We start from the raw sequence: 10,763 nt of genomic DNA, 5'->3' as shown, positions 1-10,763 counted from the left end.
CGATGTTGCGGGCGGTGGCAAGCGCGATCCGGCGGTCGGCCTTCGGCGCGTGCCGTCATCCCTGGCGCAGCGGCGATCCGTCTGGCGGGTCCCGCGCAACGCTGTGCGCGAGCCGACGGATCCTTCGCCGCGCCCGGATGGCCGTCCCTGGCCTCCGGCTGGATCAGTCCGTCCGCTCGGGCGACGCCGGCCCGGCGGCCTGCGCGACCTGCGGCGCGCCGGTCGGCGGCGGGGTTTCCATCGCCACCTGCTTGGGCGCCACCGGCATGCCCGGCATGAACACCTTCTGCACGCCGTTGACGATCACGCGGTCGCCCGGCTCCAGCCCGGACTGCACCACGCGCAGCCCGTCGACCACGCGGCCGAGCACCACGTCGCGCCGCTGCGCGGTGTCGTCCTCGCCGAGCACGTAGACGTACTTGCGGTCCTGGTCGGTCAGCACCGCCTTGTCGTCCACCAGCAGCGCGTCGAATTCGCCGCTGCCTTCCAGCTGCACGCGCGCGAACAGGCCGGGGGTGAACAGGCGCTCGGGATTGCGCAGCACGGCGCGTGCGCGGATGGTCCCGGTGGCCGGATCGACCCGGTTGTCGACGAAGTCGACGGTGCCCGCATGCGGATAGCCGTCCTCGCCGGCGAGGGCCACCCGGACCGCGTTGTCGGTGGTGGCGCGCTCGCCCTCCCGGGCGAGGCGGCTGTAGCGGAGCCAGGTCTGCTCGTCGGCTTCGAAGTAGACGTGCACCGGATCCTGCGAGACCACGGTGGTCAGGAGGGTGGCATCGGCCTGGACCAGGTTGCCGGTGGTCACCATCGCGCGACCGGCGCGGCCGTCGATCGGCGAACGCACCTGGGTGAACTGCAGGTCCAGGCGTGCCGCGGCGACCGCGGCTTCGGCAGCGCGCACCGCGGCATCGCCCTGGGCATTGGCGGCATTGCGCGTCTCGAATTCCTCGCGCGAGATGACACGCGCATCGACCAGCGCCTTGGCCCGCGTGTTCTGCGCACGGGCCAGCCGCGATTCGCTGCGCGCCCGCTCGAGCTCGGCGAGTGCCTGGTCGAGCGCGGCGCGGTAAGGCCGCGGGTCGATCGAGAACAGCAGGTCGCCCTTGCGCACCTCCTGCCCTTCCTCGTAGGCCACGCGCTCGACGTAGCCGCTGACGCGTGCGCGCAGCTCGACCGTCTCGATCGCGCTGACGCGGCCGGTGAAGTCGTCCCACTGGCGCACCGGCCTGGCCACCACTTCGGCGACGCTGACTTCCGGCGGCGGCGGTGCGCCGTCGCCGGGCGCGGCTTCGCTGCTGCAGGCCACCGCGAGCGCGGCCGCCAGCAGCACCGGGACCAGGCGCGCGCGGCGCAGGCTTCGGGTAAACGGAATCGCAGTGCGATCAGCAGTGTTCATCGTGGAGGCTTCCTGGAGACGTGGGGGAGACGATGGAATCGAGCAATGCGCGTGCGGCGCGCAGGTCGCGCGCGGGCAGCAGCGCGTCGTCGGCGGCGTGGCGCTCGGCCGATGGATGCGACGATGGCGCACGAAGGGGCGCCCGGGCGATGACCTGGGAGGTCATGGCATCGGAGTAGTCGAGGATCGGCGCCGGCCGGCGGCCGCGCGCAGCGTCGAGCATCGACAGCGCGCGGCGGCCGACCGCCACGGCCTGGTCCGAAGCGCCGGCGCTGCGGTTCTTTTCGCGCGCGCCGGCGACAGGCGCGTCCAGCGACAGCAACTGCACGCGCTGGCCATGTCGCGCGGCCTCGTCGTGCAGCACGCGCGCCATCATCCGCAGCGCCGCGGCGGCGATCGAACAGTGGCCGTAGCCGGCCCAGGGATAGCGTCCACCCGGCCCGCCGACCAGCACGTAGCCCGACGCGCCGGCGCCGAGCAGCGGCAACAGGTGGCGCGCGGCGAACAGATGCGGCAGCAGGTCCTGGTCGAGCGCGCGCTGGAGGACGTCGGCCGGCTCGTCGATCAGGCGGCCGCAGGGATGTTCGCCGGCGAGGCTGGCGACCACGCCGTCGATGACGCAACCCATCCCGCGCAGGCGGGTGGCGAGCGCGGCCGCGTCGGCGTCGCTGGCGATCGGCGCGGCCATTGCGACCACGTCGGCGCGCGGGTGGCGCTCGAGCAAGGCCAGCCGCCCGGCCTCGTCCAGCCCGACCGCGACGACCGCATGCCCGGCCTCGACCGCGGCCTCGACCACGCCGCGCCCGATGCCGCCGCCGGCGCCCAGCACCACCAGCGCGCGAGGCATTGTCCCGGGTTCTATTGTCCTGCTCACGGGATTGTTCCTCCCGAAATCGTGACGTTTCCGAAAGAACGGGCCGCTTCGAACACCCGGTCTGCCAGCCACAGCAGGGCCGGCATCAGGACCGCGGTGGCCCCCGCGGCGAGCAGCCAGGACCATCCCTGGCCGATCTCAAGCCATTGATTCAGAAGCAGTGCGCCCAGGGCCAGCAGGTCGGCCGCGAGCAGCAGCACGAGGCTGGCGTAGGACAGGTGGCGACGCGGGGCGGTGCGCATGTCGGCGCTCCATCGGCGGGAATGGCGCCTAGGTTGCGCCTGCAATCAGGACTTGATTAGTCCCCAATCAAGGGAATAATTGTCCAGCAGGTGGGCCAATCAGCGTCTCCCCTCTTTCCGGAGCTACCCATGTCCCAGGATCTCAACGACACCCTGATCTTCGTGCGGGTGGTCGAACACGGCAGTTTCGTCGGCGCGGCCAAATCGCTGCGCCTGCCCAAGACCACGGTCAGCCGCAAGGTGCAGGAACTCGAGGCGCGGCTCGGCGCGCAGCTGCTGCATCGCACGACGCGCAAGCTCGGCCTCACCGAGGCGGGCAACGTGTACTACGAGCATTCGCAGCGCATCGCGCGCGACCTGAGCGAGGCCGAGAGCGCGGTCAGCCAGTTGCAGGCGGGCCCGCGCGGCTGGCTGCGCTTCACCGCGCCCTACTCGATCGGCATCGACAAGATCGCGCCGCTGCTCGGCGAGTTCCACATGCGCCATCCGGAAGTGCGGGTGGAGATGATCCTGTCCAACGAGCCGCTCGACCTGATCGCCGGCGAGATCGACGTCGCGCTCCGGGTCGGCCCGCTGCCGGATTCGAGCTTCGTCGCGCGCCGGCTCGGCACCCTGCGCACGCAGCTGTTCGCCGGCAGCGCGTACATCGCGCGCTACGGCGAACCGCTGCATCCGGACGAACTGCAATACCACCGCACCCTGGCGATGGCCAAGCACCGCCAGGGCAACGGCTACGTGTGGACGCTCGACGACGGCAACGGCCGCCAGCAGTTCCAGATCAATCCGATCCTCGTCGCCAACGACCCGGCTGCGCTCAAGGGCGCCCTGCTCTGCGGCGAGGGCGTGATCATCGGCGCCGACGTGATGGTCAAGCCGTTCGTCGAGCAGGGCCTGGTCAAGCGCGTGCTCGCCGGCTGGACCGGCGGCGACTACGAACTCAACGCGGTGTTCCCGCGCGGCCATGGGCAGTCGCCGAAGGTGCGCGCATTCGTCGATTTCCTGCTCGAGCGCCTGAACCTCGAGATCGACTACATGTCCGCGCACTGCCCGTTGATGGCCGGCACCTGCGGCAGCGGGCACGACACCGGCAAGGAGGTCGTGGCCGACACCGATACCGATACCGAGCAGGCCGAGGACATCGCCGCGGGCAAGCGGATCCTGGAAACGGCCACCGGCGGCTGAGCGTCGCTCGAAACCTGCGGCGGTGCGCGCCGGTGGCCGACGCACCGCCGTCGCCCTGATGCCCGCCTTCGCGCGCGCGAAGGCGCCGGCGCACCGGCTCAGGGCCGCAGCAGCACCTTGCCGGCGCGGCCCTTGCGCAGGCTCGCCGCCATCGCCTGCGCCGCTTCCCCGAGCGGATGGATCGCGTCCACCGGCAGCCGCAGCTCCCCCTGCGCGGCGCGTTGCAGCAGCTCGCCGACCAGGCGGCGGCGATCGTCCGCGCCCATCTCGCGGCCGACCTTGCTGCCCCAGAAACCCTTCACCACCAAGTGGCGGAAGATCATGTCGCCCGACGGGATCTGCATCGGCTCGCCGCTCATCGAACCGAACGACACCAGCACGCCCTCCTCGCCCAGCAGCGAGGCCAGGTCCGCGCTCGCCTGGCCACCGACCGAGTCCACCGCGGCGCGCGCGCGACCCTTGCCCAGCATCGCCTTCGCCCGGTCGCGCCAGTCCGGCGAAGCGCACGACACCGCGTTGTCCACGCCCACCGCGGCCAGTTCGTCCACGCCCGCGTCGCGCCGGACCAGGCTCAGCACGTTCACGCCACGCGCGGCGGCGAGCATGGCCAGGGTCTTGCCCACCGCGCCGTTGGCCGCGTTCTGCACGATCCACTGCCCTGGCTGCACGTCGAGGAACTCGAGCAGCATCAGCGCGCTGAGCGGCATCGCGACGAGCTGCGCGGCCACCTCGTCGGGAATCGCGTCCGGCAACGGGATCGCCATGCCGGCCGGTGTCACGAAATACTCGGCCCAGGTCCCGCGGCCCGCGGCCGTGTTGACGCGCTGTCCCACGCGCAGGCCTTCGACGCCCTCGCCGAGCGCGTCGACCACCCCGCAGGCCTCGCTGCCGCCGATCGCCGGCAGCGAGGGTTTCCAGCCGTACTGTCCGCGGATGGTCCACAGGTCGTGGTTGTGGATCGGCGCCAGGGTCATGCGCACGCGGACTTCGCCGGGGCCCGGCTGCGGCATCGGGCTGTCCGCGGGGCCGATCACGTCGGCCGGTTCGCCGAACGAGGCATGGACTGCGCTGCGCATGTGCCGGACTCCGGAAGAAGACAGGCGCCCAAGCTAGCGCATCCGGGCCCGCCGCGCCCGTCGCGACCGTATCGCGCGGGCGGCCGGTCCCGGCGATGCTTCAGCCCTGCTGCGCGGTGGCCGCCGCGTGCGCCTCGCGCAGCTTCACCGCGCAGTCCTCGCAACACACTTCGACCGCCTGGCCGCCGATCCTCACGGTTATCGCGTTCGCGTCCAGCGGATAGTCGCAGGCCGCACAGGTCTTCTCGCTCATGGTGGTGTCTCCGTCGATGCCTGCCATCCAGGCGACGCCATTGCGCCACGCCGCAGGCGCGCGGGCTGTCGGGATCTTTAGCGATCGCCGCCGCCTGCTGCCGGGAGCGCGGTCGCGGCGTATCCTGCCCGCAGCCGATACGCCGGGTCGCCCGTGCCGCACTTCCAGGTCCAGACGCTGCTGCGCACGCCGGTCGTCAGCGTGCTCGACGTGTGGTGCCCCGGCGGCACCGCGCATCGCAGCGAACCCGAAACCTCCTCGCGCACCCACCTGGTGTTTCCCTACCGGGGCACCTACGTGCGCCACCTCGGTGCGGACGCCGCGGTCGCCGATGCCAGCCAGGTGCTGCTGTTCAACGCCGGCGAGACCTACCAGGTGAGCCATCCGCATCCGGGCGGCGACGCCAGCCTGGTGCTCGAGGTGGACGAGGCGCTGCTGCGCGAACTGGCGCCGCCCGCGCTGCTGCACGACGGCGCCGCCCTGCGCTTCCGTCGGCAGCGCCTGCGCATCGATCCGCGCGCGCAGGTGCTGGTGGCGCTGCTGCGCCATGCGCTGCGCGAGGGCACCGCCGAGGCGCTCGAAGGCGAGAGCCTGGCCCTGGTGCTGGCGAGTCGCGCGCTCGGTCCGCGCACCGCGCATGCCGCCGGTGCGAGCAGCGCGCGGCAACGGCTGGTGGAGCGGACCAAGCTGGTGCTGGCCGGCGACCTCGCACGGCGCTGGACGCTGGCCGAGATCGCCACGCAGGTCGGCGTGTCGCCGGTCTACCTCACCCAGTGCTTCCGCCAGGTGGAGGGCGTGCCGCTGTACCGCTACCAGGTGCGGCTGCGGCTGGCGCGCGCGCTCGACCGGCTCGCCGACCACGAGGACCTGTCCGCGCTGGCGCTGGAGCTGGGCTTCTCCAGCCACAGCCACTTCGCCGCCAGCTTCCAGCAGGCCTACGGGCGCACGCCCTCGGCGTTCCGCCAGCACGTGCTGGGGCAGCGGCGCGGGGCGCCATCGCGCTGATCGCGCACGACCCACGACACCAACCGCGGCGCCGGCCGGTTCGTCGTCGTTCCACGCGCCCGCGAGGGGCTGCGTACGGCATGGCCAGCGGCGACCCGCGCGTGCGCAGCGTTGCGGGTCGGTTGACTGGATGGGCAGCCGCAGCAGGTCGCGACACAGCGACTAAATATTCCGAAAGCGGGCGATGGCCGGGTCCGCTGCAATGCGCGGCCGGCATCCACGCAAGAGACCCGCATGACCTCGTTCCGACGCAGTTCCGGGGCCGTCGCCGTCTACGGCGCCGGCGGCCACACCGGCGGCTTCGTGCTCGACCAGCTCGCACGCCGCGCGATCGATGCCGTCGCCGTCGGCCGCCGCATCGTGCCCACGCGCACGCAGGTGCCGTTCCGGGTGGCGCCGCTCGACGATGCGCCGGCGCTCGCGCGTGCCTTCGCCGGCTGCGCCGTCGTGATCAATGTCGCCGGCCCGTTCCTCGACACCGCCGCGCCGGTGATCGCCGGCGCGCTGGCCGCCGGCTGCCATTACATCGACGTGACCGCGGAACAGGAAAGCGCACGCGCCACCCTGCACGACCACGACGCCGCCGCGCGCACGCGTGGCGTGGCGCTGATCCCGGCCGCCGGCTTCTATGGCGGCCTGGCCGACCTGCTGGCCAGCGCGCTTGCGTGCGATGCGCGCGCGGCCGCGCCGATCGAATCGATCAACGTCGCGGTCTCCCTCGACCACTGGTGGCCCACCGCGGGGACGCGCCGCACCGGTGCGCGCAACACCTTCCCGCGTGTCGTGGTCGAGGACGGGCGGCTGGTGCCACTGGCGGCACGCGGATGCCGCTGGGATTTCGGACCGCCGCACGGCGCCGAGGACATGGAGGCGATGCCCTTCAGCGAGATCGTCACGCTCGCCCACCACCTGTGCGCACGCCGCATCCACGCCTGGCTCGGCACCCGCGCCCTGCGCGACATCCGCGATCCGGCCACCGCGTCGCCTGCCCCGGTCGATCCGCTGGGCCGTTCGGCGCAACGCTTCACGATGCAGGTGGTGCTGGAGGATGCGCGCGGCACGCGGCGCGCCACGGCGCACGGGCAGGATATCTACGCGGTGTCCGCGCCGCTGGTGGTGGAAGCCGCGACGCGGCTGATGGCGGAGGGGCCGGCGCACGCGGGGGCGCAGACGCTGGGGGCGGCATTCGATCCGAGGGGTTTTCTGGAGGCGCTCGCGCCGGAGTGGTTGGAATTCGAGATGACGTAGCGGAGCCGGACACTGCCTGGGCCTGCGAATGGCGATCTTCTGCCAATAGCTCTGCTTCGGACTCCGACAAGCAAGAGCTTCCGTCCGCCGCAGGCGGACGGAAGCTCTTGCTCCGCAGAATTCCAGTGAGGAGAACGAAGAACGAGGGCACATCGACCTCACTTGCTATGCGGCGCACGTTGCGGAGTGAGGACATCACGGTTCAACGAACCCGTCTCTCGCCAACGACCTCAAGATTCCGGAAACCGCGGATCAACACACCCTGCACGCCACAACTGGCATCCTGCACGATTCGAGACCGAGGACCCCCGGAACGATGCCCACTCCCGACTGGCCCCAGATCACCGCCATCGCGTGGCCGCTGCTGGCCGCGCTGCTGCTCGGACTGGTGGTGCGCCAGGTGATGCTCGGGGTGGCGCGGCGCGCACGGGCGAAGTCGCGGGAGTCGCTGGCCGCGCGCGTGGTGCAGGTGATCGCGGTGCCCGCCGCGCTGGCGCTGCCGCTGCTGTTCCTGATCCTGGCGGTGGACGCGACGCCGCTGTCGGCCGAGGTCGCCGCGCGCCTGCGCCACTGGCTCGGCATCGGCCTCGTGCTGTGCGTCACCTGGCTGGCGGTGCGCGCGGTCGGGGCGCTGGAGGCGAGGATCCTGCGCGAGAACCCGGTCGACATCGAGGACAACCTCGCCGCGCGCCGGGTGCAGACCCAGACACGGGTGATCGCGCGCACCATCCAGGGCGCGATCATCCTGGTCGGCGTGGCCCTGGCGCTGATGACCTTCCCCGCGATCCGCCAGGTCGGCGCCACCCTGCTGGCCTCGGCCGGCATCATCGGCCTGGTCGCCGGCATCGCCGCCAAGCCGGTGTTCGGCAACCTCATCGCGGGGCTGCAGATCGCGCTGGCGCAGCCGATCCGGCTCGACGACGTGGTGATCGTCGACGGCGAGTGGGGCCGGATCGAGGAGCTCACCAGCACCTACGTGGTGGTGCGCATCTGGGACGAGCGGCGCATGGTGGTGCCGCTGCAGTGGTTCATCGAGAACCCGTTCCAGAACTGGACCCGCACCAGCGCGCAGCTGCTGGGCACGACCTTCCTGTGGCTGGACTACCGCACGCCGATGGCCGAGGTGCGCGCGCAGCTGCAGCGCATCTGCGAGGAGGATCCGCGCTGGGACGGCCGGGTGTGCGTGGCCCAGGTCACCGAGACCAGCGAACGCAGCATCGAGGTACGGCTGCTGGTCAGCGCGCGCAACTCCGGCGACCTGTTCGACCTGCGCTGCGTGGTGCGCGAACGCATGATCGATTTCCTCGCGCAGGCGCATCCGCACTCGCTGCCGCGGCTGCGCGCCGACCTCACGCGCGAAGGTGCCGGTGCGGCAGCGGCAACGCCCGCGCCGGTGCCCCCGGGCCACGCCGAGACGATGTCGCCCGGCGCGGAAGACGATGCCAGCCAGGATCCCCCGCACGCGCCTGCGTGATGCGCACGTCCACGCGGGATCGTTACCCTGTCGCGTGTCCCGCCCGCGGCATCGTCCATGCAGACCGACCAGATCCTGATCCTCGCCATCCTCGCGGCCACGGTCGCGATGTTCCTGTGGGGGCGCTGGCGCCACGACCTGGTCGCGGGCGCGTCGCTGATGGCCTGTGTCGGCGTCGGCGTGGTCGCGCCCGAGCACGCCTTCGCCGGCTTCGGCCATCCCGCGGTGATCACGGTGGCCTGCGTGCTGGTGCTCAGCCGCGGCCTGCAGACCTCCGGCGCGGTCGATGCGCTGGCGCGGGTCGCGCTGCCGGACAAGGCCGGGCCGATGCTCTCGATCGCGGCGCTGACGGGGCTGGCGGCGTTGCTGTCGGGTTTCATGAACAACGTCGGCGCGCTCGCATTGCTGATGCCGGTGGCGTTGCAGATCGCGCGCAAGCGCAAGCTCGCGCCGGGGCAGGTGCTGATGCCGCTCGCGTTCGGCTCGATCCTCGGCGGCATGACCACCCTGATCGGCACGCCGCCGAACCTGATCGTGTCGGGCTTCCGCGCCTCCAATGGACAGGCGCCGTTCTCGATGTTCGATTTCAGCCCGGTGGGCGTGGCCGTGGCAGCCGCCGGCGTGCTGCTGATCGCCATCGGCGGCTGGAAACTGGTGCCGGTGCGGCGCGAGGCGGCGGCGGAGGGGTTCGATCCCGGTGCGTATCTCACCGAGGTGCGCGTGCCCGAGGGTTCGCGCGCGGTCGGCAAGACCCTGGCCGAGATCGAACAGTCGCTCGACAGGCACGAGGCGCAGGTGCTGGGCATGGTGCAGTCCGAGTTCCGCGTGCACGCGCCGCATCCGTCGCGGGTGGTGCGCGCCGGCGACGTGCTGGTGATCGAGGCCGATGCCGACACGCTGTCCGAACTGCTGTCCGGGCTCGGGCTCAAGCTCGAGGAGGACGTGCCCCCGGCCGGGGACGACGAGGCGAAGCAGGCGCAAGCCGACGATCGGAGCGGGGCAGCGGCAACGGCGCAGGGCCCGCAAGCCCGCGCGCCGGCCGCTGACGGCAGCCACGCGGGCGATACGGTCGACGGCAGCGAGCCCGCCGGCGGCCCGGAGAAGCGCAAGGACGACGACCGCCGCACCCCGCACGCCGACATCATCCTGCAGGAGATCGCGGTGCGGCCGGGCTCCGGCCTGGCCGGCCGTTCCGCGACCGAACTCGACCTGCGCACGCGCTACAGCATCAACGTGCTCGCGATCTCGCGCGCCGGCCGGCGCTCGCTCGAACGGCTTCGCTCGCAGCCGTTCGAGGAAGGCGACCTGTTGCTGGTGCAGGGCACCCAGGATGCGATTTCCGGGTTCGCCGCGCAGTTCGGCGCAGTGCCGCTGGCCGAACGCGCGCTGCGCATCCCGGACCGGCGCAAGGCGATCACCGCGACCCTGGTGCTGGCGCTCGCCATCGCCGCGACCGCGTTCGGCCTGTTGCCGGCGGCGGTCGCGTTCGCGCTGGGCGTGGTCGCGTCCATGGCGCTGCGCACGGTACCGCCGCGCGAGGTCTACGAGGCGATCGACTGGCCGGTGATCGTGCTGCTGGCGGCGCTGATTCCGGTGGCCGGCGCGATGGAATCCACCGGCACCGCCGACCTGCTCGCACGCGGGCTGTTCGAATCGGTGGCGCGGGGCCAGCCGGTGCTCGGCCTGGTGCTGGTGATGGTGGTGACCATGACGCTGTCGGACCTGATGAACAACGCCGCCACCGCTGCGGTGATGTGCCCGATCGCGGTCGGCGCCGCGAACACCCTCGGCGTCAACGCGGACCCCTACCTGATGGCGGTCGCCATCGGCGCCTCGTGCGCGTTCCTGACCCCGATCGGCCACCAGAACAACACCCTGATCCTCGGGCCCGGCGGTTTCCGTTTTGGCGATTACTGGCGACTCGGTGTGCCGGTCCAGCTGCTGGTGCTGGTGGTGTCGATTCCGCTGTTGCTGCGCTTCTGGCCGCTGTAGCGCGACGGCTATCATCGGGGC

General features: G+C 72.0%; 10 protein-coding genes. 5 read left to right on the top strand and 5 right to left on the bottom strand.

Translation table 11 applies throughout. The features are described from left to right. Positions 1-163: 163 nt before the first annotated feature. The 3 genes from FZO89_RS10405 to FZO89_RS18530 are packed head-to-tail and all read right to left on the bottom strand — an operon-like array spanning position 164 to position 2,512. Complete coding sequence (locus FZO89_RS10405) at positions 164-1,396, bottom strand: efflux RND transporter periplasmic adaptor subunit (RefSeq protein ID WP_149103190.1); 1,233 nt, start codon at positions 1,394-1,396, stop codon at positions 164-166. After that, positions 1,383-2,243, bottom strand: a complete 861-nt coding sequence (locus tag FZO89_RS10400; protein WP_187471123.1) for an SDR family oxidoreductase — start codon at positions 2,241-2,243, stop codon at positions 1,383-1,385. Before FZO89_RS10400 ends, FZO89_RS10405 begins: the two co-directional genes overlap by 14 nt. A gap of 23 nt (positions 2,244-2,266) precedes the next feature. Beyond that, complete coding sequence (locus tag FZO89_RS18530; protein ID WP_187471122.1) at positions 2,267-2,512, bottom strand: hypothetical protein; 246 nt, start codon at positions 2,510-2,512, stop codon at positions 2,267-2,269. A gap of 129 nt (positions 2,513-2,641) precedes the next feature. Here FZO89_RS18530 and FZO89_RS10395 point away from each other — a divergent pair, with 129 nt between their 5' ends. Next, positions 2,642-3,694 (top strand): LysR family transcriptional regulator, encoded by a 1,053-nt coding sequence (locus FZO89_RS10395; RefSeq protein WP_149103188.1) that lies wholly within the window; start codon positions 2,642-2,644, stop codon positions 3,692-3,694. A 98-nt stretch (positions 3,695-3,792) separates the two neighbouring features. Here the strand turns inward: FZO89_RS10395 and FZO89_RS10390 are convergent, their stop codons facing one another. Beyond that, a complete protein-coding gene (locus FZO89_RS10390; protein ID WP_149103187.1) occupies positions 3,793-4,770 on the bottom strand; it encodes a zinc-binding dehydrogenase in 978 nt (325 codons plus the stop codon). Positions 4,771-4,870: 100 nt separating this feature from the next. Then, positions 4,871-5,023: a hypothetical protein gene (locus tag FZO89_RS18525; RefSeq protein ID WP_187471121.1), complete on the bottom strand. Its 153-nt coding sequence runs from the start codon at positions 5,021-5,023 to the stop codon at positions 4,871-4,873. A gap of 153 nt (positions 5,024-5,176) precedes the next feature. Here FZO89_RS18525 and FZO89_RS10385 point away from each other — a divergent pair, with 153 nt between their 5' ends. The 4 genes from FZO89_RS10385 to FZO89_RS10370 all read left to right on the top strand — a co-directional run bounded on the left by FZO89_RS10385 (position 5,177) and on the right by FZO89_RS10370 (position 10,742). Beyond that, positions 5,177-6,028 carry a helix-turn-helix transcriptional regulator gene (locus tag FZO89_RS10385; RefSeq protein ID WP_149103186.1) on the top strand — a complete coding sequence of 284 codons (852 nt, stop codon included), beginning with the start codon at positions 5,177-5,179 and terminating at the stop codon, positions 6,026-6,028. A gap of 234 nt (positions 6,029-6,262) precedes the next feature. Beyond that, entirely contained in the window at positions 6,263-7,276 is a 1,014-nt protein-coding gene (locus FZO89_RS10380) for a saccharopine dehydrogenase NADP-binding domain-containing protein (RefSeq protein WP_149103185.1), read from the top strand. A gap of 316 nt (positions 7,277-7,592) precedes the next feature. Beyond that, positions 7,593-8,750, top strand: a complete 1,158-nt coding sequence (locus FZO89_RS10375; protein WP_149103184.1) for a mechanosensitive ion channel family protein — start codon at positions 7,593-7,595, stop codon at positions 8,748-8,750. Positions 8,751-8,807: 57 nt separating this feature from the next. Further along, positions 8,808-10,742: an SLC13 family permease gene (locus tag FZO89_RS10370; protein ID WP_149103183.1), complete on the top strand. Its 1,935-nt coding sequence runs from the start codon at positions 8,808-8,810 to the stop codon at positions 10,740-10,742. The last annotated feature ends 21 nt before the right edge of the window (positions 10,743-10,763 follow it).

Origin of the sequence: Luteimonas viscosa (genome assembly GCF_008244685.1) — a bacterium.
Lineage (GTDB): Bacteria > Pseudomonadota > Gammaproteobacteria > Xanthomonadales > Xanthomonadaceae > Luteimonas > Luteimonas viscosa.
Note: the sequence above shows the minus strand (reverse complement) of the source record. Positions and strands in the feature narration are given on the sequence as shown.

What these genes read in the sequence shown, in the direction of transcription:
- FZO89_RS10405 (WP_149103190.1), bottom strand. Translation starts at nt 1,396, where the DNA reads ATGAACACTGCTGATCGCACTGCGATTCCGTTTACCCGAAGCCTGCGC.
- FZO89_RS10400 (WP_187471123.1), bottom strand. Translation starts at nt 2,243, where the DNA reads ATGCCTCGCGCGCTGGTGGTGCTGGGCGCCGGCGGCGGCATCGGGCGC.
- FZO89_RS18530 (WP_187471122.1), bottom strand. Translation starts at nt 2,512, where the DNA reads ATGCGCACCGCCCCGCGTCGCCACCTGTCCTACGCCAGCCTCGTGCTG.
- FZO89_RS10395 (WP_149103188.1), top strand. Translation starts at nt 2,642, where the DNA reads ATGTCCCAGGATCTCAACGACACCCTGATCTTCGTGCGGGTGGTCGAA.
- FZO89_RS10390 (WP_149103187.1), bottom strand. Translation starts at nt 4,770, where the DNA reads ATGCGCAGCGCAGTCCATGCCTCGTTCGGCGAACCGGCCGACGTGATC.
- FZO89_RS18525 (WP_187471121.1), bottom strand. Translation starts at nt 5,023, where the DNA reads ATGAGCGAGAAGACCTGTGCGGCCTGCGACTATCCGCTGGACGCGAAC.
- FZO89_RS10380 (WP_149103185.1), top strand. Translation starts at nt 6,263, where the DNA reads ATGACCTCGTTCCGACGCAGTTCCGGGGCCGTCGCCGTCTACGGCGCC.
- FZO89_RS10375 (WP_149103184.1), top strand. Translation starts at nt 7,593, where the DNA reads ATGCCCACTCCCGACTGGCCCCAGATCACCGCCATCGCGTGGCCGCTG.
- FZO89_RS10370 (WP_149103183.1), top strand. Translation starts at nt 8,808, where the DNA reads ATGCAGACCGACCAGATCCTGATCCTCGCCATCCTCGCGGCCACGGTC.